The 23,958-nt window shown below is 67.2% G+C and carries 28 protein-coding genes, 1 tRNA gene and 1 pseudogene; 23 read left to right on the top strand and 7 right to left on the bottom strand.

Features of this window, described 5'->3' with window-relative positions; genetic code table 11:
- Positions 1-61 precede the first annotated feature (61 nt).
- The 13 genes from nusB to Q0K09_RS02785 are packed head-to-tail and all read left to right on the top strand — an operon-like array spanning position 62 to position 11,553.
- Positions 62-553, top strand: coding sequence for a transcription antitermination factor NusB (gene nusB / locus Q0K09_RS02845; protein WP_294472603.1), 492 nt, complete (start codon positions 62-64; stop codon positions 551-553).
- Positions 550-1,494 (top strand): DNA-binding protein, encoded by a 945-nt coding sequence (locus Q0K09_RS02840; protein ID WP_294472600.1) that lies wholly within the window; start codon positions 550-552, stop codon positions 1,492-1,494. Before nusB ends, Q0K09_RS02840 begins: the two co-directional genes overlap by 4 nt.
- Positions 1,491-2,750, top strand: coding sequence for an exodeoxyribonuclease VII large subunit (gene xseA, locus Q0K09_RS02835; RefSeq protein WP_294472597.1), 1,260 nt, complete (start codon positions 1,491-1,493; stop codon positions 2,748-2,750). The genes Q0K09_RS02840 and xseA overlap by 4 nt, the downstream gene beginning before the upstream one ends.
- On the top strand, positions 2,731-2,958 hold the full coding sequence (gene xseB, locus Q0K09_RS02830) for an exodeoxyribonuclease VII small subunit (RefSeq protein WP_294472594.1): 228 nt from the start codon (positions 2,731-2,733) through the stop codon (positions 2,956-2,958). The genes xseA and xseB overlap by 20 nt, the downstream gene beginning before the upstream one ends.
- Before the next feature lie 3 nt (positions 2,959-2,961).
- Positions 2,962-3,843 carry a polyprenyl synthetase family protein gene (locus Q0K09_RS02825; protein WP_294472592.1) on the top strand — a complete coding sequence of 294 codons (882 nt, stop codon included), beginning with the start codon at positions 2,962-2,964 and terminating at the stop codon, positions 3,841-3,843.
- A gap of 6 nt (positions 3,844-3,849) precedes the next feature.
- Positions 3,850-4,311, top strand: coding sequence for a divergent PAP2 family protein (locus tag Q0K09_RS02820; RefSeq protein WP_294472589.1), 462 nt, complete (start codon positions 3,850-3,852; stop codon positions 4,309-4,311).
- Between the two features lie 29 nt (positions 4,312-4,340).
- Positions 4,341-6,188 (top strand): 1-deoxy-D-xylulose-5-phosphate synthase, encoded by a 1,848-nt coding sequence (dxs, locus tag Q0K09_RS02815; protein WP_294472587.1) that lies wholly within the window; start codon positions 4,341-4,343, stop codon positions 6,186-6,188.
- Positions 6,142-6,993, top strand: coding sequence for a TlyA family RNA methyltransferase (locus Q0K09_RS02810; protein WP_294472585.1), 852 nt, complete (start codon positions 6,142-6,144; stop codon positions 6,991-6,993). The genes dxs and Q0K09_RS02810 overlap by 47 nt, the downstream gene beginning before the upstream one ends.
- Positions 6,990-7,856 (top strand): NAD(+)/NADH kinase, encoded by an 867-nt coding sequence (locus Q0K09_RS02805; protein WP_294472582.1) that lies wholly within the window; start codon positions 6,990-6,992, stop codon positions 7,854-7,856. Before Q0K09_RS02810 ends, Q0K09_RS02805 begins: the two co-directional genes overlap by 4 nt.
- Before the next feature lie 6 nt (positions 7,857-7,862).
- Complete coding sequence (locus tag Q0K09_RS02800) at positions 7,863-8,315, top strand: arginine repressor (protein WP_294472581.1); 453 nt, start codon at positions 7,863-7,865, stop codon at positions 8,313-8,315.
- A gap of 15 nt (positions 8,316-8,330) precedes the next feature.
- The gene (recN, locus tag Q0K09_RS02795; protein ID WP_294472579.1) at positions 8,331-10,025 is read left to right on the top strand and encodes a DNA repair protein RecN; all 1,695 of its coding nucleotides are present in this window, start codon (positions 8,331-8,333) and stop codon (positions 10,023-10,025) included.
- Positions 10,022-10,573 carry a YcxB family protein gene (locus tag Q0K09_RS02790; RefSeq protein ID WP_294472576.1) on the top strand — a complete coding sequence of 184 codons (552 nt, stop codon included), beginning with the start codon at positions 10,022-10,024 and terminating at the stop codon, positions 10,571-10,573. Before recN ends, Q0K09_RS02790 begins: the two co-directional genes overlap by 4 nt.
- Positions 10,574-10,575: 2 nt before the next feature.
- Positions 10,576-11,553: a tRNA-dihydrouridine synthase family protein gene (locus Q0K09_RS02785; protein ID WP_294472573.1), complete on the top strand. Its 978-nt coding sequence runs from the start codon at positions 10,576-10,578 to the stop codon at positions 11,551-11,553.
- Positions 11,554-11,712: 159 nt separating this feature from the next.
- Here Q0K09_RS02785 and Q0K09_RS02780 read toward each other — a convergent pair whose 3' ends face one another.
- The 3 genes from Q0K09_RS02780 to Q0K09_RS02770 form a co-directional block, all read right to left on the bottom strand.
- Complete coding sequence (locus Q0K09_RS02780; RefSeq protein ID WP_294472571.1) at positions 11,713-12,687, bottom strand: cell wall hydrolase; 975 nt, start codon at positions 12,685-12,687, stop codon at positions 11,713-11,715.
- Between the two features lie 405 nt (positions 12,688-13,092).
- Positions 13,093-14,415, bottom strand: coding sequence for a branched-chain amino acid transport system II carrier protein (gene brnQ / locus Q0K09_RS02775; protein WP_294472568.1), 1,323 nt, complete (start codon positions 14,413-14,415; stop codon positions 13,093-13,095).
- 127 nt (positions 14,416-14,542) lie between these two features.
- A complete protein-coding gene (locus Q0K09_RS02770; protein ID WP_130849795.1) occupies positions 14,543-14,713 on the bottom strand; it encodes a 4Fe-4S binding protein in 171 nt (56 codons plus the stop codon).
- 167 nt (positions 14,714-14,880) lie between these two features.
- Between Q0K09_RS02770 and Q0K09_RS02765 the strand changes: the two genes are divergently transcribed.
- The 3 genes from Q0K09_RS02765 to Q0K09_RS02755 are packed head-to-tail and all read left to right on the top strand — an operon-like array spanning position 14,881 to position 18,055.
- The gene (locus Q0K09_RS02765) at positions 14,881-15,063 is read left to right on the top strand and encodes a hypothetical protein (protein ID WP_294472560.1); all 183 of its coding nucleotides are present in this window, start codon (positions 14,881-14,883) and stop codon (positions 15,061-15,063) included.
- Positions 15,021-17,537, top strand: coding sequence for an ATP-dependent Clp protease ATP-binding subunit (locus Q0K09_RS02760; protein ID WP_294472652.1), 2,517 nt, complete (start codon positions 15,021-15,023; stop codon positions 17,535-17,537). Before Q0K09_RS02765 ends, Q0K09_RS02760 begins: the two co-directional genes overlap by 43 nt.
- Positions 17,534-18,055 carry a DUF4358 domain-containing protein gene (locus tag Q0K09_RS02755; protein ID WP_294472557.1) on the top strand — a complete coding sequence of 174 codons (522 nt, stop codon included), beginning with the start codon at positions 17,534-17,536 and terminating at the stop codon, positions 18,053-18,055. Before Q0K09_RS02760 ends, Q0K09_RS02755 begins: the two co-directional genes overlap by 4 nt.
- A 152-nt stretch (positions 18,056-18,207) precedes the next feature.
- Here Q0K09_RS02755 and rbr read toward each other — a convergent pair whose 3' ends face one another.
- From rbr to Q0K09_RS02740, 3 genes are all read right to left on the bottom strand, one after another.
- A complete protein-coding gene (gene rbr, locus Q0K09_RS02750; RefSeq protein WP_294472555.1) occupies positions 18,208-18,741 on the bottom strand; it encodes a rubrerythrin in 534 nt (177 codons plus the stop codon).
- A 50-nt stretch (positions 18,742-18,791) separates the two neighbouring features.
- Entirely contained in the window at positions 18,792-19,163 is a 372-nt protein-coding gene (locus Q0K09_RS02745; RefSeq protein ID WP_294472552.1) for a desulfoferrodoxin family protein, read from the bottom strand.
- Between the two features lie 74 nt (positions 19,164-19,237).
- A complete protein-coding gene (locus Q0K09_RS02740; protein WP_294472549.1) occupies positions 19,238-19,624 on the bottom strand; it encodes a transcriptional repressor in 387 nt (128 codons plus the stop codon).
- Between the two features lie 190 nt (positions 19,625-19,814).
- Here Q0K09_RS02740 and Q0K09_RS02735 point away from each other — a divergent pair, with 190 nt between their 5' ends.
- Together Q0K09_RS02735 and Q0K09_RS02730 are read left to right on the top strand one after the other, a co-directional pair.
- Positions 19,815-20,207, top strand: a complete 393-nt coding sequence (locus tag Q0K09_RS02735) for a hypothetical protein (RefSeq protein ID WP_294472547.1) — start codon at positions 19,815-19,817, stop codon at positions 20,205-20,207.
- Between the two features lie 137 nt (positions 20,208-20,344).
- Positions 20,345-20,436: transfer RNA gene (locus Q0K09_RS02730), tRNA-Ser, on the top strand.
- Positions 20,437-20,513: 77 nt separating this feature from the next.
- Here Q0K09_RS02730 and Q0K09_RS02725 read toward each other — a convergent pair.
- Positions 20,514-20,645 (bottom strand): hypothetical protein, encoded by a 132-nt coding sequence (locus Q0K09_RS02725; RefSeq protein ID WP_294472545.1) that lies wholly within the window; start codon positions 20,643-20,645, stop codon positions 20,514-20,516.
- A 140-nt stretch (positions 20,646-20,785) separates the two neighbouring features.
- Between Q0K09_RS02725 and Q0K09_RS10730 the strand changes: the two are divergent.
- From Q0K09_RS10730 to Q0K09_RS02705, 5 genes and pseudogenes are all read left to right on the top strand, one after another.
- Positions 20,786-20,977: pseudogene (locus Q0K09_RS10730) on the top strand (hypothetical protein); the annotation flags it as partial.
- 172 nt (positions 20,978-21,149) lie between these two features.
- Positions 21,150-21,503, top strand: a complete 354-nt coding sequence (locus Q0K09_RS02720) for an S-layer homology domain-containing protein (protein ID WP_294472543.1) — start codon at positions 21,150-21,152, stop codon at positions 21,501-21,503.
- Positions 21,504-21,625: 122 nt separating this feature from the next.
- On the top strand, positions 21,626-22,450 hold the full coding sequence (locus Q0K09_RS02715) for a metallophosphoesterase (protein WP_294472540.1): 825 nt from the start codon (positions 21,626-21,628) through the stop codon (positions 22,448-22,450).
- Between the two features lie 121 nt (positions 22,451-22,571).
- Positions 22,572-23,657 (top strand): carbamoyl phosphate synthase small subunit, encoded by a 1,086-nt coding sequence (locus tag Q0K09_RS02710; protein ID WP_294472537.1) that lies wholly within the window; start codon positions 22,572-22,574, stop codon positions 23,655-23,657.
- The coding region (locus Q0K09_RS02705) for a hypothetical protein (protein WP_294472534.1) at positions 23,657-23,958 on the top strand (302 nt) is incomplete at its 3' end. The genes Q0K09_RS02710 and Q0K09_RS02705, both read left to right, overlap by 1 nt.

Here is a 23,958-nt window from a genome sequence, read left to right as displayed (position 1 = left end):
TATAATAAAATGTATATGATTACGCATACGCCAGTTACAAGAGATGTGGGAGGAAGCGACCATGACCAGAAGCAGCGCCCGGGAGATTGCCGTCCATCTGGCCTTCGCCCTGGGCTTTTCCAACCGGACCGCGGACGAGCTGCTGGCGGTCTCCCTGACCCGGGAGAACTTTGAACAGCTCAAAGAGGAGGACCCCCTTTACAACGAGTTCCCCAACGAGAAGCAGCGGCGGTACATAACCGAGCTGGTCAAGGGCGTGGACGCCCATGGTCCCGAGCTGGACGGCTATATCGCCAAGTACGCCGTGGGCTGGTCCTTCTCCCGCATCTCTCGGACGGCCGCCGCCGTGATGCGGGTGGCCATGTATGAAATCCTGTATATGCCGGAGATCCCCGCCGGGGCCGCCATCAACGAGGCGGTGGAGGGGGCCAAGCGGTACGAGACCCCGGAGACTGCGGCCTTCATCAACGGCATCCTGGGCTCCTTCGTCCGGGGGGAGCTCCCTCCGGAGCGGGCCAAGGCCCCCGCACCGGCGGCGGAGGAAGAGGCATGACCGCCCTTCGCTGTCTGGGCCTGGACACCAGCAACTACACCACCTCCGCCGCCCTCTTCGACGGGGCGGAGGTCTGCGGGCTGGGCCGTCTGCTGGAGGTGCCCCCGGGAACTTTGGGCCTGCGGCAGAGCGACGCCCTCTTCCAGCACGTCAAGCGCCTGCCGGAGCTCCTGGACCAGCTCCGGGAGGAGGGACGGCTGGCCGGCCTGGCCGCCGTGGGGGCCAGCGTAAAACCCCGGTGGGTAGAGGGCTCCTACATGCCCTGTTTTCTGGCGGGGGAGTCCTTGGGCCGCTGTCTGGCGGACGCCCTGGGGATCCCCTTTTTCCCCTGCTCCCACCAACAGGGGCACATCGCCGCCGCCGCCTGGTCCGCCGGCCGGCCCGACCTGCTGGACCGGCCCTGCCTGGCCTGGCACCTCTCCGGCGGCACCACGGAGCTGCTCTATGTGACGCCGGAAGGGCGCGGCGTCCGGGCCGAGAAGATCGGCGGCGCCAGCGACCTCTCCGCAGGGAAGCTCATCGACCGCACCGGGAAGCTGCTGGGCCTGGACTTCCCCGCCGGAAAGGCCCTGGACGCCCTGGCCGGGGAGACCGGGCCTGGGGAGGGGTTCCGGGTGAAGACCCAGGGGCTCGCCTTCTCCCTCTCCGGGGTGGAGAACCAGGTCCGGACCCTGGCCGGGCGGGCGGAGCCCGCACAGGTGGCCCGCTTCGCCCTCTCCACTGTGGCCGATGTGGTGCGGCGGGTCACCCAGGCGGCCCTGGAGGAGCGCCCCGGCCTGCCGGTGCTCTGCTCCGGCGGGGTGGCCTCCAACCGGATCCTCCGGGCGGAGCTGACGGCGGCCTGCGGGGCCGTCTTTGCCCCGCCCCAGTACTCTGCCGATAACGCCCTGGGGGTGGCCGTCCTGGCCCACCGGGCCCTGACGGAAGGGAGAGAAGCATGACCCAGAATATCTACACCGTCTCCCAGGTCAACGGCTACATCAAGGAGCTGCTGGACCGGGACGGCTTTCTCGGGGGGCTCTTCGTCCGGGGGGAGCTCTCCAACTATAAAACCTACCCCTCCGGCCACCACTACTTTTCCCTCAAGGACGAGGGCGGGGCCATCCGCTGCGTCATGTTCCGCCGGGAGGCCGCCCGTCTGCGGTTCCGGCCGGAGAACGGCAGGAAGGTCATCGCCTTCGGCCGGGTGTCGGCCTTCCCCCGGGACGGGCAGTACCAGCTCTACTGTTCGGAGCTCTCCCCCGACGGGGTGGGGGACCTCTACGCTGCCTTCGAGCAGCTCAAGGAGAAGCTCTACCGGGAGGGGCTCTTCGATCCGGCCCACAAAAAGCCCCTGCCCCGCTATCCCAGGCGGATCGCCCTGGTGACCTCCTCCGCCGGGGCGGCGGTGCGGGACATGCTGCGGATTCTGGGGGCCCGGTATCCCCTGGCGGAGGTGGTCCTGCTGCCGGTGCGGGTCCAGGGGGCGGAGGCCCCGGCGGAGATCGCCGCCGCCATCCGCTGCGCCAGCGCCCACCGGGTGGCCGACCTCCTCATCACCGGCCGGGGGGGCGGCTCCATGGAGGACCTGTGGTGTTTCAACGACGAGAGGGTGGCCCGGGCCATCTACGACTGCGAGATCCCGGTGATCTCCGCCGTGGGACATGAGCCAGACGTCACCATCGCCGACTTTGTGGCCGACCTCCGGGCGGCCACCCCCTCCAACGCCGCCGAGCTGGCGGCGCCCGACCAGAAGGAGCTCCGCGCCAGTCTGGCCAATTACGCCGGCAGGCTCTCCGCGCTGATGGAGGGCCGGCTGGACCGGACCCGGCGGGAGCTGGACCGATTGGGGCGCAGCCGGGTCCTCCAGGACCCCATGAACTACCTGGCCGACCGGCGGATGCTCCTGGACTATGAGGGCCGGCGGCTCTCCCACGCCCTTACCAGAAGCCTGGCGGGGGAGCGGGAGCGCTTCGCCCGGCTGGCCGCCGCCCTGGACGCCCTGAGCCCCCTGAAGGTGCTGGGGCGGGGCTACGCCGTGGCCCGCACGCCGGAGGGGGATGTGGTCTCCTCGGTGCGGGGGGTGGACCCCGGGGATCTTCTGGCGGTGCGCCTCGCCGACGGCAGCCTGGACTGCCGGGTGGAGGGAAAGAAAACACTGCGGGCCCGGACCTCCGGGACCCAGGGAGGAAAAGACGATGGAGAAAAAGACCTTTGAGCAGGCCATGGCCCGTCTGGAGGAGATCGTGGCCCTGCTGGAGAAGGGGGAGGCCCCCCTGGAGGAGTCCCTGGCCCTCTTTGAGGAGGGGACCGGCCTGATGAAGCAGTGCTCCGCGCTGCTGGACAAGGCGGAGCAGAAGGTGACCAGGCTCACCGCCGGCGCCGACGGGCAGCCGGTGGAGGAGCCGCTGGACGGGGAGGGGTGAGCCGTGGAGGGACAACTGCGCCTGCGGGAGGACCAGGCCCTCATCGAAGAGCGGCTGGCGGCCAGCTTCCGGGACCGGGAGCCCATGGCCGACCTCTATGACGCCATGGAGTACAGCCTTTTGGGGGGCGGCAAGCGCATCCGGCCGGTGCTCACCCTGGAGGCCTGCCGCATGTGCGGCGGGACGCCGGAGCAGGCCCTGCCCTTCGCCTGCGCGGTGGAGATGGTCCACACTTACTCCCTCATCCACGACGACCTGCCCTGCATGGACGATGACGACCTGCGCCGGGGCAAGCCCACCAATCACAAAATTTTCGGGGATGCCACGGCGGTGCTGGCCGGGGACGGCCTGCTCACCGCCGCCTTCGAGACCGCCCTGGAGGGGAGCGGCGGCCTGCCCCCGGAGCGGGTGCTGGCCGCTGCGGCCTGCCTGGCCCGGGCGGCGGGGGCCCGGGGAATGGTGGGGGGACAGGCCCTGGACATGGCCGCCCAGGGGCGGGCGGTGAGCCGCTCTGAGGTGGAGTACCTCCAGCGGTGCAAGACCGGGGCCCTCCTCAGCGCCGCCGCCGAGATGGGCTGTATCGCCGCCGGGGGCGGGGAGGAGGCCCGGGCCGCCGTCCGGCGCTACGCCCAGAAGCTGGGCCTGGCCTTCCAGGTTCGGGACGATATGCTGGATGTGGAGGGGGACCAGGCTACCCTGGGCAAGCCCGTGGGCTCCGATCGGGCCAACGAGAAGACCACCTTTGTGACCCTGCTGGGAATGGACGCCTGCCGGGAGCTGGTGGAGAAGCTCACCGGGGAGGCGGTGGAGGCCCTGGCCCCCTTCGGGCCGGAGGCCGGCTTCCTGCGGTGGCTGGCCGTCTCCCTGGCGGGACGGGAGTGCTGAGGGCCTATGGACAATTTCCCCAACTACCACCTGGGAAACCTGATTTTGGTTCTCTCCGCCGCGGCCTGGGCGGTGGCACAGGTGCTGAAGGTCATCGGGGTCCTGGTGCAGAAGCACCGGCTGGACTTTCGGAGCATCCTCAGCAGCGGCGGAATGCCCAGCTCCCACTCGGCCTTTGTCTGCGCCTGCGCCGCCGCCACAGGGAACCTGTACGGCTGGTCCTCGGCCCTCTTTGCCGTTGCGTCGGTGCTGGCCATCGTGGTGATGTACGACGCCTCCCACGTCCGCAAGGCCGCCGGGGAACAGGCCAAAATTCTCAACTATATGATGGAGCACTGGACGGAAATGAAGCCGGAGCTCTTCGGCAAGGAGCTCAAGGAGCTGCTGGGCCACACCCCCTTCCAGGTCTTCGCCGGGGCGGTGCTGGGGGCGGCCATCGGCTATTTCGGCTCCTGGCTGTTTCACTAAAGGCCCCTGCGGGGGTGGGAGGTGTGCGCTTGACAGGATTTGAAGAGACGCCCGATCTGCGGGCCATCAGCGATGGGGAGGCGGAGGCCCTGTGCACCCGCCTGCGGGCCCGGCTGCTGGACGTGGTCTCCCGGACCGGAGGCCATCTGGCCTCCAACCTGGGGGCGGTGGAGATCACCGTGGCCCTCCACCGTGTCTTTGACACCGGGCGGGACCGGCTGGTCTTTGACGTGGGGCACCAGTGCTATATCCACAAGCTCCTAACCGGCCGGGACGGGGCCATGGAGACCCTGCGGAGCTTCGGGGGCCTCTCCGGCTTCCCCAAGCCCCGGGAGAGCATCCACGACGCCTTCATCGCCGGACATGCCTCCAACGCGGTGTCGGTGGCCCTGGGCATGGCCCGGGCCAGGACCCAGCTGGGGGAGGACTACAGCGTCATCGCCCTGTTGGGGGACGGGGCCCTCACCGGAGGGCTGGCCTACGAGGGCCTGTCCAACGCCGGCCAGAGCGGGGAGCCCCTTCTGGTCATTCTCAACGACAACGGTATGTCCATTACGGAGAATGTGGGGGGCGTGGCCAGGTACCTGGCCCACCAGCGCCTCAAGCCCCAGTACCTCCGCTTCAAAAAGGGCTACCGGCGGCTGATGTCCGCCCTGCCCGGCGGGCAGCATGTCTACCGCCTTACCCACAAAGTCAAGACGGCGGTGAAGGAGACCCTGCTCCCATGCAGTTTCTTCGAGGACATGGGCTTTACCTACTTAGGGCCGGTGGACGGCCACGACGTCCGGGGCCTCACCCGGCTGCTGCGCTACGCCAGGGAGCTCAGGTCCCCGGTGCTCCTCCACATCCGCACGGTAAAGGGCAGAGGCTATCCTCCCGCCGAGAAGAACCCAGACGCCTACCACGGGGTGGGGCGGTTCTGCGTCCAGGACGGAAAGCCCCTCCAGTCCTCCGGCCCCTCCTTCTCCGCCGTTTTCGGCGAGACCCTGTGCGCACTGGCCCAGGAGGACCGCCGGGTCTGCGCCATCACCGCCGCCATGCGGGACGGCACCGGCCTGGGAGCCTTTGCGGAGCGGTTCCCCGGCCGCTTCTTTGACGTGGGCATCGCCGAGGGCCACGCCGTGGCCATGGCTGCGGGGATGGCCAAGCAGGGGAGCCTGCCGGTCTTTGCCGTCTACTCCTCCTTTCTCCAGCGGGGATACGACATGCTCCTCCACGACGTGGGCATCCTGGGGCTCCATGTGGTGCTGGGGGTGGACCGGGCCGGACTGGTGGGGGAGGACGGGGAGACCCATCACGGGATCTTCGACGTGGCCTACCTCTCCACCGTGCCGGGGCTGACCCTCTACGCCCCGGCCAGCTTTGCCGAGCTGCGCGTCATGCTGCGCCGGGCGGTGCTGGAGGACCGGGGGCCTGTGGCCATCCGCTACCCCCGAGGGGGCGAAGGGGCCTACCAGGCCGACGGCGGCCCCGCCTCCGCCGCCGTCCTGCGGGAGGGCCGGGACCTGACCATCGTGACCTACGGCGTGACGGTGAATCAGGTGCTGGAGGCTGTCCAGGCCCTGGAGGCCAGGGGCTGCCGCCCGGAGGTCCTCAAGCTCAACCGGCTCGCCCCCCTGGACATTGGGCCGGTGGCGGATTCGGTGGGGAAGACCGGGCGGCTGCTGGTGGCGGAGGAGTGCGCCGCCATCGGCTCTGCGGGGGAGCGGCTGTGCGCCGGCCTGGCTCAGAAGGGGATTTCCCTCCGGGCGGTGCGGCTGTGCAGCGCCGGGGAGGGGTACCTCCCCCAGGGCGCCGTCACCGAGCTGCGGCGGCTGTGCGGTCTGGACCATGCCTCCCTGGAGCGGGCGGCGTTGGAGGTGTGGAAGCGTGGGTAAAAAACGATTGGACGTTCTCCTGTGCGAGCGGGGCCTGGCGGAGAGCCGCCAGCGGGCCCAGGCCGATATCATGGGGGGCTGCGTCTTTGTGGAGGGCCGCCCCGCCCTGAAGGCGGGGCAGGGCGTGGACGAGGAGGCCCGGATTGAGGTCCGGGGCCAGGCCATCCCCTATGTGAGCCGGGGGGGCCTGAAGCTGGCCAAGGCCATGGAGGTCTTCAGCCTGGACCTCACCGGTCTGGTGTGCGCCGACATCGGAGCCTCCACCGGGGGCTTTACCGACTGTATGCTCCAGCAGGGGGCGGAGAAGGTCTACGCCGTGGACACCGGCTACGGCAAGCTGGCCTGGAAGCTCCGCACCGACCCCCGGGTGGTCCCTCTGGAGCGGACCAACGCCCGCTATCTCACCCGGGAGCAGATCCCCGAAGCCCTGGACTTCGCCAGCGTGGATGTCTCCTTCATCTCCCTGCGGCTCATCCTGCCCGCCCTCCGGGGCCTGCTGAAGGACAGCGGCCGGGCGGTCTGTCTGGTAAAACCCCAGTTCGAGGCCGGCCGGGAGAAGGTGGGCAAGAAGGGGGTGGTCCGGGCCCCCAAGGTCCATTTGGAGGTGCTGGAGGGCTTCCTGACCCACGCCGCCCAGGGGGACTTCACGGTGGCGGGCTTGGACTTCTCCCCCATCCGGGGGCCCGAGGGGAACATCGAGTACCTGGGCCTTCTCTCCGCCGGGGCAGGAGAGCCCTATGCCGGGGACCTGGCCGGACTAGTGGACCGGTCCCACCGGGAGCTGGGGGGGGGGGAGCGGCCATGAAGGTGGTGCTCAGCCCCAACCCCTACCGGGACCGGGGGCTCAAGACGGCCCTGCGGGCCCGGGAGGTCCTGGCCCGCTGCGGCATCGAAACCGCCCTGTGCCTTCCCTTCTCCCTGGACCAGGGGGCCAGGATGGACCTCCCCAAGGGCCAGGACTACCGAAACATGCAGGAGGAGCTGAAAACAGCGGATTTCCTGCTCTGCTTCGGGGGAGACGGCACCATCCTCCACGCCGCCAAGGACGCCCTGACCCGCGACATCCCCGTGCTGGGGGTGAACATGGGCAGCGTGGGCTTCATGGCCGAGCTGGAGCACGGGGAGCTGGACCAGCTGGCCCGGCTGGTGGAGGGGAAATATACCATCGAACACCGCATGATGCTGGATGTGGCGGTGCGCCGGGGCCGGGAGGTCCTCTACCGGGACCTGGCCCTCAACGACGCCGTCGTCACCAAGGGGGCGGTGGCCCGGGTGATTGACCTGAGCGTCCGGGGGGACGGGGTCCACGTCTACGAGTTCTCCGGGGACGGGGTCATTCTGGCCACCCCCACAGGGTCCACGGCCTACTCCATGTCGGCTGGGGGCCCCATTGTGGAGCCCACGGCGGAGAACATCCTGGTGACCCCCATCTGCGCCCACTCCCTCCATGCCAAGCCCCTGGTGATGGGCCGGGACCGGGTGGTCTCGGTGCGCATTGGGCGGCAGTCCCGGAAGACGGCCTACCTCTCGGCGGACGGAGGCCGGGCCTTCCGGCTCAGCGGGGGAGACGTGGTAGAGGTCCGGCGCTCCCGGCGGGTGACCCGGCTGGTGCGGCTCATGGACCACAGCTTCTACGAGATCATCAACCAAAAGTTGGGAAGGACGTGACGGGAAATGAAGAGCAAGCGGCAGGCGGAAATTCTCCGCATCATCGAGGAGGTGGACGTGGAGACTCAGGACCAGCTCCTCTCAGAGCTGCGGGCGCGGGGCGTTACCTCCACCCAGGCCACCATTTCCCGGGACATCAAAGAGCTCCATCTGGTGAAGGAGCTCACCGGCTACGGCGCCTACCGGTACGCCGTCTCCGGCCGGAAGAACAGCCTCAACTTCGCCGGACGCCTGCGGACCATCTTCAAGGAGGGGGTCACCTCCTTCGACCGGGCCCAGAACATCGTGGTGCTCAAAACCATGCCGGGGCTGGCCTCGGCGGCCTGCGCCGCCATTGACGGGATGGAGATCGCCGGCCTGGTGGGGAGCCTGGCGGGGGACGACACCGCCCTCCTCATTATGCGGGATAACGAGCAGGCGGCGGCCTTCTGCGACGAAATTCACACGATGCTCCAGTAAAAGGAAGGTGGACCCATGCTCGTTCTGCTCCACATTGAAAATATCGCGGTCATCGAGTCGGCGGACATCCAGTTCGACCGGGGCTTCAACGCCCTCACCGGGGAGACCGGCGCCGGCAAGTCCATTGTGGTGGACGCCATCGGCGCCGTGCTGGGAGAGCGGACCTCCCGGGACCTCATCCGCACCGGGGCCAGGTCCGCCCTGGTGAGCGCCGAGTTCACCGCGCTGCCCGCCCTGCCCTGGTTTGCCGGGAACGGCCTGGGCCCCGACGGGGAGGGGAGCCTGCTCCTCCAGCGGGAGATTCAGGCCGACGGGAAGAACGTCTGCCGCCTCAACGGCCGGCCCCTGACGGTCTCCCAGCTCCGGTCCCTGGGGCGGCAGCTTTTGAACATCCACGGCCAGCACGACGGCCAGCAGCTCTTGGACCCCGCCTGCCACCTGGACTACCTGGACCGCTTCGGCGGCGCCGGGGAGGCCCTCTCCGCCTTCCAGAGGGCCTATGAGGCCATGAGCGCCATTCGCCGGGAGATGGCCGCCCTCCAGATGGACGAGGCCGAGAAGGCCCGGCGGGCGGACAGCCTCGCCTTCCAGATCGGGGAGCTGGAGCGGGCCGAGCTCCAGCCCGGGGAGGAGGAGGCCCTTCTGGAGCGCCGGAATGTGCTGCGCAACGCTGAAAAGCTCCTCAGCGCGGTGGAGGGGGCCCGGCTGGCCCTCTCCGGGGACGAGGACAGCCCCGGGGCGGCCGCCCTGCTCTCCGAGGCCGAGGGGGCCATCCATGGGGTGCGGAACGTCAGCGGGGAGGTCTCCGACCTGGCGGAGCGGCTCACTGAGCTCCGCTGCGCCGCCGACGATGCCGCCGAGCAGGTCCGGGACCTCCTGGACGGCCTGGACATGGAGCCCGGAGCCCTGGACGAGGTGGAGGGCCGCCTGGACGTGATCTACCGCCTGCGGAAGAAGTACGGCGACACCGTGGAGGACATGCTCGCCTATCTGGAGCGGTGCCGGACGGAGCTGGAGGAGCTCCAGTGCTCCAGTGACGCCCTGGCCCGGCTGGAGAAGAAGCTGGCTGCCGCCCGGAAGGAGGCCCGGGCCCTGGGGGAGGTCCTCTCCCAGGCCCGCCGGGCTGCGGCGGAGGAGCTGGAGGGGCGCATCCAGGAGGAGCTGCGGCAGCTGGACATGCCTAAGGTCCGCTTCCAGGTGGAGTTCGCCCCCAAGGAGGGGGAGGAGGCCATGGACGCCACCGGCATGGACCAGGTGCAGTTTCTCATGTCGGCCAACGTGGGGGAGGACCTGAAGCCCATCCAGAAGATCGCCTCCGGGGGCGAGCTCTCCCGCATCATGCTGGCCCTCAAGAACGTCCTGGCGGAGAACGATGACGTCACCACCCTGGTCTTTGACGAGGTGGACACCGGCGTCAGCGGCCGGGCGGCCCAGAAGGTGGCAGAGAAAATGGCCCAGGTGGCCCGGCGCAAGCAGGTCCTCTGCGTCACCCATCTGCCCCAGATTGCCGCCATGGCCGACGTCCACTTCTCGGTGGAGAAGGGGGAGCGGGAGGGCCGGACCTTCACAGCGGTGGAGCGCCTCTCCCGCCGGCGCCGCCAGGAGGAGCTGGCCCGGCTCACCGGGGGCGGGAGCCTCACCCCCGCCCAGCTGGCCGGGGCCGGGGAGCTTCTGGAGGCCGCCGAGGCCTATAAGCGGGGGCTCTCATGAGTCGGCCCCCAGAGGAACAGGTCCGGGCCTCCTTCCAGCTCAGCCGGGGGGAGTATGTCCGGGCGGTTCGCTGCTATCTGCGCAAAAGCCATCTGGTGAGCTGGGTCCAGGTGCTGGTGCTGGCCCTGGCCCTGGGGCTATCCGCCGTGATGACCGTCCTCATGGAGCGGGTGAGCTTTCTCAACACTCTGATTCTGGTGCTCTCGGTCATGGTGGCCCTCTACGGGGTCTGGCTGTACGGCATCCAGCCGGGGCGAATCTTCGACCGCCGGCCGGAGCTGGGGAAGCCGGTCTCCTTCCTCTTCACCCGGGAGGACATCGCGCGGCAGGACGCCAACACCGCCGTCCTGCTGGACTGGAAGCTGAAAAAGCTCTGGCGGGGGCGGGAGTTCTACTACCTCTTTGGGGAGGAGGAGGGCTATCTGATTCTCCCCCTCCGGGCCTTCCAGAGCGAGGAGGACCGGCGGCACTTCGAGGCCCTGGCCAGGGCCGCCTGCCCGGAGCTGCGGTTTCGGGTGTGGCGGGGCCCGGCAGGGGGGAGGGTCTGACCGTGCGCTGCTATGCCGCCCCCATGGAGGGGATCACCGGCCAGGTGTTCCGCTCGATCCACCACCGCTTTTTCCCGGGGGTGGACAAGTATTTCATGCCCTTTCTCTCCCCGGGGAAGGAGCACCACTTTCAGAAGCGGGACCTCCGGGAGCTCGCCCCGGAGCAGAACGCTGGGCTGTGCGCCGTCCCTCAGCTCCTGACCCGGAGTGCGGAGGACTTCCTGTGGTGCGCCCGCGCCCTGGGGGACCTGGGCTACCGGGAGGTCAACCTGAACCTGGGCTGTCCCTCGGGGACGGTGAGCGCCAAGGGGAAGGGGGCCGGTCTCCTCCGGGACCTGGGGGAGCTGGAGCGGTTCCTGGACGCCGTCTTTGCCGGGGCTGAGGTGTCTGTCTCGGTGAAGACCCGAATCGGCTGGCGGGACCCGGCGGAGTTCGGCCCCCTGCTGGCCCTCCTGGGCCGCTACCCCATGGCGGAGCTCACCGTCCACCTTCGGGTCCGGGAGGCGTTTTACCGGGGCGGCGTCCACCTGGAGGCATTCCAGCAGGCGGCGGAGGCCCTGGCGCTGCCCCTGTGCTACAACGGGGACCTGGCGGCGGTGGGAGAGATCGCCGCCCTGAAGAAGCGCTTCCCCAGCCTGGAGGCGGTGATGGCCGGCCGGGGCCTGGCGGGGGACCCAGCCCTCTTCCGAAAGGCCCAGGGGGGCCCTGCCGCCGGGCGGCAGGAGCTCCGGGAGTACCACCAGACCCTGTATGAGGGCTATGCCGGGGCCTTCCAGAACCGCCGGGCCGCCATGATGCGGATGAAGGAGCTGTGGTCCTACCTCATCTTCCTCTTTGCGGGCGGGGAGCGCCACGCCAAGGCCCTGCGGAAGGCGGCCGACCCGGCGGCCTTTCTGGCGGCGGCAGAGGCCGTCTTTCGAGACCTCCCCCTTCGGGAGGACTCCGCCGGGGGCTGGCGGGACCGGCCCCTCTTTGGATGAATGCATCCACCAAAAGCCGGACGAAAGGATGGAAGCAATAGGAAGGAAGAAGTGCTGCGCTGTCTCCTGACCCGCCGGAGCGGAAGCAGGGCCGGGTGGTGCGCGTGTGACAAAAAACCGCAGACGCCGAACTGGCGTCTGCGGTTTTTCTCAGGCCCCTCAGCGAAAGAACGCGTGGGCTCCAATGGTGGTGACATAGGTGCGGTTGCGCTGGGCCCAGCTATTGGGGGTGACGCTGGGGTTGACGAAGTACAGGCTCTCCCCTCCCACACGGATGCCCTCCAGCACCAGCTTGGCGGCGATGACGCTCTCAGCGTTGGGCTCCCGGTGGATGGTGCCGTTCTGGGCAGGGCTGAACTGGTTGGGGGCGAAGATGACGTCATAGATGGTGTCGGGGAACAGGGGGCTTTCCACCCGGTTCATGATGACGGTCCCCACCGCCAGCTTTCCGTCCAGGGGCTGGTTGCCGCTCTCCACGCTGATGATCCGGGAGAGCCAGTAGACGGAGTCGCTGTCATAGAAGGTATCCCCCGACTCGATGGCCCCGCTGCCGGCGTGGAACTCCAGTTCCCCGGTGTCCTGGTGCCACTCCACCCAGGCGCCCATGGCCTGGGCGATGATCCGGGCGGGGACCAGGACCTGTCCGCCGCCGGACAAGACCTGATGATAGATATAGAGATAGCGGCCATTGGCCTCCAGATACTGGTCCCCCACCCGGACCCGGATGGTGAGGCCGTCAGCGGTGACCACCGCGTACTCCCCCTCCCAGGTGATGGCGGCGTCGGGCCGCAGGGCCTGCACCGCGTTGGTCAGAGACACATAGTAGACATTGTTGCAGGCCGTCATGGCGGGGTCCGCATAGGGTACCCCGTCCAGCAGGAAGTAGGGGCCGGTGATCCCGGCGGCCGCCTCCGCAGTTTCAGTGGACACATCCGCCTCCAGAGCTTCGGCGGGCTCAGCCGTCTCTGTGGACACAGGAGCCGCTTCGGAGCCCTCCTCCGCAGTGAGCTCGATGACTGCTTCCGCCTCAGCCGTCCCGGCGTCTTCCGCAGTCTCTTCCGCCGCCAGGGCCATGGTACTCAGGGAACCGAACAGGGTCAGACAAAGCATGAGACTCAAAAGGTGCTTGTGCATGTCGCGTGTTTCCTCCTTATGAAGTTTGTTTCTCATTGTCTTTGTTTGTAACCAGATTGTAACCGATTTGAATGTACTTTGCAAGACTATTTTTCCAAACGGTTTCATTTATGTTCCATTCGGAGCGGTTTATGCTCTGGGTTCCCACTGGGACAGGGGACACTCTGCACAATTTCCGGCGCAGATTTTCGCTGACAACAGCCGGGTATTTTGTCAATCTTGGAAAAAATATCGTAGCCTGAATCAGAAAATGGACGCCGCGTTCTGCGCAGCGTCCATTTTCTTTGTGCATATCGACGATTTAGGCTCCTGGGGCCGTTTCCACCTTTTTTGGGGGTGGCTCTCCACAGAAAACACCGCCCATTTCACTCCGTTTGGAGCGGAAGAGGCGGTGCTGCCGGCGGGTCATCCGGCGGTGCTGCGGCCGGGCAGGAGGGAGAGGAGCCCCCCCGCCACGGCCCCCAGAGCGGCGGGGAGCAGCCAGCCCAGGCCCTGGGCGGCCAGGGGCAGGCGGTAGAGCAGCTCCCGCAGGGCGGCGGGCAGCAGGCCCAGGTCCCCCAGGGTGAAGAGGAGGCTGGCCGCGACGGTGAGGAGCACCGCCGCCGGGTAGAGGTACCGCAGAGAGCCGATCCACCGCTGGAGGAAGGAGAGGAGGATCAGCACGATGGCCGCCGGATAGATGATGTTGAGGACCGGCACCGAAACCTGCAAAATAAGGTCCAGCCCGGCGTTGGCGATGACCATGCTCACCACGGCAAAGAGCACCGCCCAGGCCCGGTAGGGCAGGCGGGGAAAGAGCTTGGCAAAATACTCCCCGCAGGAGCTGATGAGGCCCACGCAGACGTTGAAGCAGGCCACCACAAAGATGGCCGCCAACAGAATACTGCCCGGCAGTCCGAAGAGGGCGGTAATCAGTTGGGACAGGACCTCCGCGCCGTTGGCGGCCCCGGGGAAGGCCCCGCCGGACAGGGCGCCCATGTGGGCCAGCATGGAGTAGACCGCCAGCAGCAGGGCTCCTGCCATCCAGCCGGCCCGGACGGTGCAGCCCACCACAGTCCTGTCCTCCTCCACGCCCCTGGCCCGGATGTTCAGGGCGATGACAATGCCGAAGGCCAGGGCCGCGATGGTGTCCATGGTCTGATAGCCGTCCAGAAAGCCCTGGGCCGTCGGATGGGCGGCGTAGTCGGGGCTCTGGGGCGGGCCGTAGCCCTCCAGGGGGTTCAGCAGGCACCCCGCGAAGGACACCACGATCAGCAGGAGCAGCAGGGGGCACAGGAGCTTCCCCAGCCGGTCCGTAAGCTTTTCCGGCCGCAGGGCCAGGGCCAGGGCCCCGGCGAAGAAGGCCAGGGAGTAGAGGAGCTGGAGCAGGGCCGTAGGGGCCTCCGGCCCGGCGAAGGGGGGGACCGCCATCTCGAAGGAGGTGCTGGCCGTCCTGGGAATGGCCAGGCAGGGCCCGATGGATAGGTAGGCCGCCACGGCGAAGACCTTGGAGAAGAGGGGGTGGACCCGGTTTCCCAGGGCGTCCAGCCCCCCGGCCCGGGCCACCGCCACCACCCCCAGCACCGGCAGGCCCACCGCGCTGAGGGCCATGCCCGCCATGGCCAGCCAGGTGAGAGTTCCAGCCTGGGACCCCACCTCCGGGGGAAAGATCAGGTTCCCCGCCCCGAAGAACAGAGAGAACAGGGTGAAGCCGACGAGGAGCTGGTCCTTTTTGCCGATCTGGTTCATATTTGGCCCTCCGTTCTGTCTTTTTCCGGCGGGGGAGCCACAGCCCTCTCCGCCAGGACCATCATAACATAAAAAGCGGCGGTGTCCAAGAGGACCCGCCGCTTTTTATGTAGCTCAACGATTGCGCTTAGCCCTGGGAAATGGCGCCGGTGGGGCAGGTGTCAGCGCAGGAACCGCAGTCGATGCAGGTATTGGCATCGATGACATACTGGCTGTCGCCCTGAGAAATCGCGCCCATGGGGCAGGAGTCGGCGCAGGAGCCGCAGCTCACGCAAGCGTCGCTGATAACATAGGCCATTGGGAACACCTCCAATTTCAATGTACCCCCATTCTATCACAGATTTCAAAAAAAGCAATCCTTATTTCTTCAAAATTCCCACACCAATTTTCTTTCCGCTTGTCTAACTTTTCCACACCTGGGCAAAATAGACCTGCATGGTTCAGATTGTCGGGAGGTGCGTACCATTGCGGGAACAAAAACAGCGCTATGACGCCGAGTTTGCCGGGGCCCTGGCCCCGGAGCTGGAGGGGGCCCCACACAGCCGGGCCCACGCCCGGCGGCAGCCGCCGCCGACGCAGGAACGAGAGGAGCGAGGTGAGACGTCATCCAGGAAGTCCGATTCACCCCAGGGGCCCAGTCGGCCCTGAAGCTGGCCCATACCGCCGCGGCGGAGCTGGGCCACAGCTATGTGGGAACCGAGCATCTGCTGCTGGGCCTGGCCCGGGAGGGCCAGGGAGCGGCCTGCCGGGTGCTGCGAAACGCCGGGGCGGACTCGGAGTGCCTTCGGACCGCAGTGGTCCGCCAGGTGGGGACGGGGTCCGCCGGCCGGCGGCCCTGTCAGGGCCTGACCCCCCGCTGCCGCCGGGCGGTGGAGCTGGCCGCCGGCGAGGGGGGCCGGCTGGGGGCCCGGCACATCGGCACCGAGCACCTGCTGCTGGGCCTCCTGGGGGCCGGCGAGGGGGCCGGCCTCCAGGTCCTGGCCGGCGCGGGGGTGGACCCCGCCCATCTCCGGGCCGCCCTCTTGGGGGCCATGGGGGGCGCTCCGCCGGGCCCCGCCCGGACCGGCAGGGCGCCAAAGCAGCCCTATACAGAACGGGGAGATGCAAAGGTGTTGGAACAATTCGCAAAAGACTTGACCCGGCAGGCCGCCGCCGGCCTCCTGGACCCGGTGGTGGGCCGGGAGGAGGAGCTCCGCCGGGTGATTCAGATCCTCTCCCGGCGGCAGAAGAACAACCCGGCCCTCATCGGAGAGCCCGGCGTGGGTAAAACCGCCATCGCCGAGGGCCTGGCCCGGCGCATCGCCGCCGGACAGGCGCCCGAGGACCTGCGGGGCAAGCGCCTGCTGGCTCTGGACCTGTCCTCCATGGTGGCGGGGACCAAGTACCGGGGGGAGTTCGAGGAGCGGGTGAAGGCCCTCCTGGCTGAGGTCCGGCGCGCCGGGGATGTGATCCTCTTTCTGGACGAGCTCCACACCATCGTGGGGGCGGGGAGCGCCGAGGGGGCTATTGACGCGGCCAACATCCTCAAGCCTGCCCTGAGCCGGGGAGATCTCCAGGTGGTGGGGGCCACCACACTGGCCGAGTACCGGAAGTATATTGAAAAGGACGCCGCCCTGGAGCGCCGCTTCCAGCCTGTGCTGGTGAAGGAGCCCGCCCCCGCCGCCGCCCTGGAGATTCTCCGGGGCCTGCGGGAGCGGTACGAGGACCATCACCACCTGCGCATCACCGACGGGGCCCTGGAGGCAGCGGTGCGGCTCTCCGCCCGGTATCTGCCCGACCGCTTCCTGCCCGACAAGGCGGTGGACCTCATCGACGAGGCCGCCGCCCGAGTCCGCCTGGGAGAGCTGGAGACGCCCCCCGCGCTCCAAAGCCTGGAGCACAAGGCCCGGCAGGCCGCCCTAGAAAAGGAGGCCGCCATCCGGGGTCAAAACTTCGAGCGGGCGGCCATGCTCCGGGACGCGGAGCGGGACTTTCGCAGCGAGCTCACCGCCCAGCGCCGTGCCTGGCGGCTGGACCAGGCCCCCCAGAGCGTGGAGGCGGAGGATGTGGCCGCAGTGGTGGCCGACGCCACCGGCATCCCAGTGACCGCCCTCACTCGGGCGGAGTCGGAGCGGCTGCTGGCCCTGGAGGCAGAGCTCCACCGCCGGGTGGTGGGACAGGACGACGCCGTGAAGGCGGTGGCCAAGGCCGTCCGCCGGGGGCGGGTAGGACTCAAGGAGCCAGACCGTCCCATCGGCTCCTTCCTCTTCCTGGGCCCCACCGGGGTGGGCAAGACGGAACTGTGCAAGGCCCTGGCCGCAGCCCTCTTCGGCACCGAGGAGGCCCTGCTGCGCTTCGACATGTCCGAGTATATGGAAAAGCACACCGTCTCCCGGCTCCTGGGCTCCCCGCCGGGGTATGTGGGCCACGAGGAGGGGGGACAGCTCACCGAGCGGGTCCGCCGCCGGCCCTATTCTGTGGTCCTCTTTGACGAAATCGAGAAAGCCCACCCCGATGTGTGGGGCATCCTCCTCCAGATTATGGAGGACGGCGTCCTCACCGACGCCCAGGGGCACAAGACGGACTTTCGGAACACCGTGGTGGTGATGACCTCCAATGTGGGGGCCGCCCGGCTCACCAGCCGGAGCGCCCCTCTGGGCTTCGTCTCTCAGGAGACTGGGGAGACCCACTCCGCCGGGGCGGCGCGGGAGGGGGTGCTGGAGGACCTGAAAAAGGTCTTCCGGCCCGAGTTCCTCAACCGCATCGACGAGACCATCGTTTTCCGGCAGCTCACCCGGCCGGAGCTGCGGCGGGTGGCCCAGCGGCTCCTGGACCGGCTCCGTCCCCGGTTGGAGGCCCGGGAGGTGGCCCTCCAGGTCAGTGAAAAGGCCCTGGATCTGCTGGCCGAGGCGGGCTTTGACCCGGCCTACGGCGCCCGGCCCCTGCGCCGGACCATCCGGGCCCAGGTGGAGGACCCCCTGGCGGAGCTCCTGCTCTGCGGCGCCCTGGAGCCCGGCGGCACCGCCGTGATCCTGGCCGACGGGAGCCAGATCAAAATTATTTCTGCGCCGGGGGAACAAATCCCGGCGGCCGCCGTCCAAGGAGGGTGTGACACAAATAGAAAAGGAGAATCCAACCCATGAAACGAATTTTGACCTTGTCCCTGGCCGCTGTCCTTCTCGTCTCCGCCCTGACGGGCTGCTCCGGCGGCGGAGGCCAGGAGAGCCAGGCCGTCATGACCCCGGAGGAGTACACCGCCGCCTACCAGGCCGCCATTGAGGGGGCCCGGGACGCGGAGATGAACGAAGCTGTGCCCGTCATCACCTCCGCCGATGACGACATGGCCGCCCTCATTCTGCCCATGCTGGGCATCACCGAAGAGAACGCCGCCGCCTTCGCCGTGGCCGTCTCGCCCATGAACATCCGGGCCTATGGCATCGCCGCCGTCCTCCCCGCCGACGGCACGAGCGAGGAGGTTCAGGCGGGCCTCCAGGGCTTCATCGACCAGCAGAAGCAGAGCTTTGAGCAGTACCTGGCCGACCAGTATGAAATTGCCAATGCCGCCCGGCTGGAGACCCTGGACGACGGCACCATCCTCCTGGTGATGTGCGAGGACCAGGACACCGTCTTCGACGCCATTCAGTCCGCCCTGAGCGCCTGAGGCGCCCTGTTAAAAACAGCATTCCCGGAAAAGGCGCGTCCCCCCGGCGCCGCACAGCGGCGCCGGGGGGACGCTTTTCTTCCCCGCACAGCAGGGAAGGGCCCGGCGGCGCAATACGCGCCGCCGGGCCCTGATTCTGTCGGGGGAAATGCTTAGTAGTTCTCGGCCTTAATCTCGAAGTAGGCCTGGGGATGGGCGCAGACGGGGCAGACCTCGGGGGCCTCCACGCCGTACTCCAGATGGCCGCAGTTGCGGCAGTACCACACTTTGACCTCGCTGCGCTTGAAGACCTCGCTGTTGGAGAGGTTCTCAGCCAGCTTCACATAGCGCTCCTCGTGGCTCTTCTCAATTTTGGCCACGGCGGCGAAGGCGTCGGCAAGGGCGTGGAAGCCCTCCTCCCGGGCGGTCTCGGACATCTCCTTGTACATCTCGGTCCACTCTTCGTGCTCGCCCTCGGCGGCGGCCAGCAGGTTCTCGGCGGTGGTGGCAATGCCGCCCAGGGCCTTGAACCACAGCTTGGCGTGCTCCTTCTCGTTGCCGGCGGTCTCCTCAAAGATGGCGGCGATCTGCTCGTAGCCCTCCTTGCGGGCCTTGCTGGCGAAGTAAGTATACTTGTTGCGGGCCATGGACTCCCCGGCGAAGGCTTTCCAAAGATTAGCCTCGGTCTTACTGCCCTTCAGTTCCATTGAAATACACGTCCTTTCTAAAAATGAAAATCGGCTGGGAAGGGAGCCCCTTACTCCTGGGCCTTCCAGAATCCGTGGAGGTTGCAGTACTCATAGGCGGTGACGGGGTCGGCGCCGCCGGTCTTCAGAACGGGCTCGTCGCCGGGCTTGGGGAGCTGGAAGGTGACCTTGTTGCCGGACACGGCGGCGATGAGCTGGATGTAATGCTCCTCCAGCATGGGGTGGATGGTGGAGCCCACCTGGATGGTGACGTGATTGCCATCCCGGGTGATCTGGGGGACGTGCTTCTCCAGGGCGGCGTCAGTGGTGTTGGGGACCAGCTCCTCCATCTTCTGACCACAGCACATCAGGGGGACCCCCTTGTCCACCAGCTTGAAGGCGATGTTGCCGCAGTGGGCGCAGCGGTAAAGTTTCAGTTCCATGTCATATGACCTCCTAAAAATTTTTGGATCTTCGCTTGACTCTTTGTTCACAATATCATATTTTTGGTGGAAAATCAATGCTTTTGTGTGCAGTGGACACAGGTTCCGGTGAAGATCAGCTCGTGGCGCTCCACCTGGTGGCCGCTGCACCGCTCGGCAGCCTGGTCCAGGCCGCCGTCATAGGGCAGCTCCCCCAGGTCGTAGACGCCGCCGCATACCTTGCACCGAAAATGGGGGTGGGGATGGGTGCGGGCGTCATACCGCTCCACAGGGAACGGCATCCGAACAATGACCCCGTCCTCCGCCAGCAGGTTCAGGTTCCGGTAGACCGTCCCCAGGCTCAGACTGGGATTTTCCGGCTTGAGCCATTGGTAGAGCATCTCTGCTGTGGGGTGCGCATCCGTCTCCAGCAGCTTCTGATAGATCAGCTCCCTCTGCCGGGAATAACGCTTGCCGGTCATAGTCCACCTCGCCATAAATAGGAATAATTCTCGTTACTGTTTGTAGTATAACAGGAATCATTCCTGTTTGCAAGTCTTTTTTTCAAACTTACAAAAAATTTTTCCGCGGGTAATGCCACGGGGAACAGGCATACTAACCCTCGGATGGGAACCTGAACGCAGTATCATTTGTCATGAGGGAGGAACGGATATGAAAGGAAGGTATCTCACCCTGCTCTGTGCCCTGACGCTGGCAGGCGCCCTGACGGGCTGCTCCAGAAGCAACGCCCCCGACGTGACGGCCAAGCCCTCGGCCAGCGCCGCCCCGCCGGAGACCGTGCGCCCGGTGGAGACCGCCCGGCCCTCCGCCACGCTGGAGCCCACGCACTCGGTCTCTCCCATGGAGTCGGACGGGGTCATGCCCACCGACAATTACCATGCCGGTGAGGACGGACAGGTGGAGGGTGACAGTCAGAACGGGAACTCCGTTGGCGACGATGTCAAGGACGCGGTGGACGATGCCGGCAACGCAGTCAAGGATGCAGCCAGGGGTACTGGACGGGCCATAGAGGAGATCGGCGACGATCTTACCGGCCGGCGGTGAGGCCACTCTGGACGGGGGCGGGTGAATCCCGCTCCCGTTTTCCTTTTGCAGTGGGACGACCAGAAAATTTATAAGTTTTTTTGTTTTCCCCTTGACGTGTGGTGAAAAAACAGTTATAATAATCCACGTTGTCCAGTGGAGAGATGGCTGAGCTGGTCGAAGGCGCACGATTGGAAATCGTGTAGGCGTTAATAGCGTCTCGAGGGTTCGAATCCCTCTCTCTCCGCCAATAGAAAAGCCTAGAGCCGCAACGGTTCTAGGCTTTTTCTTTTGCTGTTTGAGGGCAAATACCCTTTAATTTACCCTCTACAGGTTTAGAATGTCCTTGATGTAGGACTCCATGCAGGCGGCGCTTTCCTTCTTCATCTGGTCAGTGACGTGCCCGTATACGTCCAGGGGGCAAAAGACCCGCCGGTTGGGCATGTTGACATTTTTCAAACAAGCCCTAGCTCCGCGCCCTTACCGTTACCCTCTCCAAAGGGATTGATACCGGGAATCCCGCCACCAGCACCTACGCGGAAGCGACTACCACCGAGATAAACGGCGCGATTACCGCCACGTCCTATCATTCCTGGACAGTGACCGTTACCGCCGGGAATGGCGGCGCCGTCAGCGGCGGCGGGACGTTTGAGGACGGCGCCCTCGTGACTGTGACAGCCGCCCCCAACAGCAGCTGCCGCTTTGTTCGCTGGACGGAAAACGGCGCGGAGGTCAGCACCAACGCGAACTATCAATTTACCCTTTCCGCAGACCGAAATCTTGTTGCTGTCTTTGAAAGAACAAGCACAGGCGGCAGGGGTGGCAGCTCCGGCGGCGGTTCCGCCTCCCAGCCCACCTACCGGCCCAGCGTGGAGACGTCCCAGGGCGGCGGCGTCAGCCTCTCCCCCGCCAGGCCGGCGCGGGGCGGCACCGTTACCATCACCCCGGAGCCCGAGGCGGGCTATGTGGTGGACGAAATCACCGTCACCGGCCCGGGGGGGCCGTCCGGTGGAGGTCACCGGCAACGGCGACGGCACCTGGTCCTTTACCCAGCCCGGCGGCAATGTGACCGTCTCCCTCACCTTCCGGGAGGTCCCGGAGCCAGAACCGGAACCGGAGCCCCAGCCGGAACCCGGCCCCCTGCCCTTCCTGGACGTTCCGGAGGGGGCCTGGTATGCCGGGGCAGTCCGCTGGGCGGCCGGCGCGGGCATCGCCGGGGGCTACGGCAACGGCCTGTTTGGCTCCAACGACTTCATCATCCGGGCCCAGGTGGCGGTGATGCTCATGCGGTTCTGCCAGCAGTATATAGACCCCTGAGTTCACCCAGCGGTCGCGGTAAGGGCCGGAGGCTTGCCTCCGGCCCTTTTTCCGCTTCCCAGTCCGCCCCTCCTGTGGTACAATGGGACTGCATCCAAATCAAACACCCCGGAGGGACCCCCATGAAGCACAAGAAACGCTGGATTTTTCTGGCGGCGGCCTGCGCCGCCGCCGCCGTCACCGCCGCCGGCCTGGACCAGGAGCTGGTCACCCGCACCTACACCCTCTCCACCGAAAAGCTCTCCCGGCCCGTCCGGCTGGCCCTGCTCACCGACCTCCACGCCTGCACCTACGGTCCGGGCCAGCGGGAGCTGCTGGACGCCGTGGAGGCCGCCCACCCCGACCTGGTGCTGCTGGGGGGCGACATTCTGGACGACGACCCCGCCCTGGACCCGGAAAACGCCTGGGCGGTGCTCCGGGCCCTGGGGACGGCCTACCCCACCTTTTATGTCACCGGAAACCACGAGTTCTGGAGCGGCCGGGCGGAGGTCTGGAAGGGGCGGATCGCCGCCCTGGGCGTCACCGTGCTGGCGGGAGACTGCGCCACGGTGGTCTTTCAGGGCCAGCCCCTGAACCTCTGCGGGGTGGACGACCCGGCGGTGGGGGAGGAGGCCTGGCAGGCGCAGCTCCTGCGTGCGGCGGAGGCTGCCGATCCCGCCTACTTCACCCTTCTCCTCTCCCACCGGCCGGAGCGGGCGGAGGACTACCGGGGCTTCGACCTGGTGCTGGCCGGCCACGCCCACGGGGGGCAGTGGCGACTCCCCGGCCTCCTCAACGGCCTCTTTGCCCCCGACCAGGGGCCCCTGCCGGCCTTCGCCGGGGGCCTCTACCAAATGGGGGAGACCACCCTGGCGGTGAGCCGGGGCCTCGCCCGGGAGTCCACCCGGGTCCCTCGGCTCTTTAACCCGCCGGAGCTGGTCGTCCTGGACGTGGTTCCCGCCCGGTAGGCCGGGCGGCTTGGGCCAAATGCACAGATTTTTCCCGGCGGGAAAATGGCCCTTGCCACCGCTGGATTTTTGGGATAAAATTGATGGGATAAACATCTGGAGAAAGGCGGGATACGAGACGATGAAAGCAACTCTCATTCTGGAAAACGGCAGCGTCTTCCAGGGGCAGAGCATTGGCGCGCCGGAGGAGCGCGTCTGCGAGATGGTCTTCAACACCTCCATGGTGGGGTATCAGGAGATTCTGACCGACCCCTCCTACGCCGGGCAGGGCATTGTCATGTCCTATCCGCTCATCGGCAATTACGGCGTCAACCAGGAGGACAACGAGTCCTGCCGCCCCTGGGCCGAGGCCTTTGTGGTGCGCCACCTGTCCCGCCGAGGCAGCAATTTCCGCTGTGAGGGGGACCTGGACGACTACCTGAAGCAAAACGGCATCACGGGCATTCAGGGGGTGGACACCCGGGCCCTGACCCGTATCCTCCGCAGCCAGGGCACCATGAACGGCATGATCACCTGTACGGAGGATTTTTCTATGGAGGAGGCCCTGGAGCGCATCCGGGCCTACCGGGTCCAGGGCACCGTGGAGCGGGTGAGCCGGAAGGAGGTCCAGATCTACCCTGCCCGGACCCGCCGGAAGCTCCGGGTGGCCCTGATGGACTTCGGGGTGAAGGAGAACATGATCCGCTGCCTCCAGGAGCGGGGCTGTGAGGTGACGGTTTTCCCCGCCCACACCACCTGCCACGAGATTCTGGCCGGGAACTTCGACGGGGTGATGCTCTCCAACGGCCCCGGCGACCCCGCCGACAACAAGGCCATCATCGCCGAGATCCGGGACCTCTACGCCTCCGGCCTGCCCATCTTCGCCGTCTGCCTGGGCCACCAGCTCATGGCCCTGGCCACCGGGGCCTCCACCCAGAAGATGACCTTCGGCCACCGGGGGGCCAACCACCCGGTAAAGGACCTGGACGCCGGGCGGGTATTCATCACCTCCCAGAACCACGGCTATGTGGTCCGCGCCGAGAGCGTGGACCCGGCGGTGGCCCAGGTCTCCCACGTCAACGTCAACGAGGGGAGCGTGGAGGGCCTGCGCTACGCCAACGGCAACGTCTACACCGTCCAGTTCCACCCAGAGGCCAGCCCCGGCCCCCAGGACACGGAATACCTCTTCGACCGCTTTGTCCGTCGCATGGAAGGAGGAGCCTGGTAATGCCCAAAAATCCGAACATCAAAAAGGTGCTGGTGCTGGGCTCCGGCCCTATTGTCATCGGCCAGGCCGCAGAGTTCGACTACGCCGGCACCCAGGCCTGCCGGGCCCTCAAGGAGGAGGGGGTGGAGGTGGTGCTGGTGAACTCCAACCCCGCCACCATCATGACCGACAAGGACATCGCCGACCACGTCTATATCGAGCCCTTGAACATCGCCTCCATCACTCAGGTCATCCAGATGGAGCGGCCCGACTCCATCCTGCCCACCCTGGGGGGCCAGACCGGCCTGAACCTGGCCATGAA

It is taken from the genome of uncultured Intestinimonas sp. (assembly GCF_944387725.1).
In the GTDB taxonomy this organism is placed as follows: Bacteria; Bacillota; Clostridia; order Oscillospirales; family Oscillospiraceae; genus Intestinimonas.
This window is presented reverse-complemented; position numbering and strand designations above follow the sequence as displayed.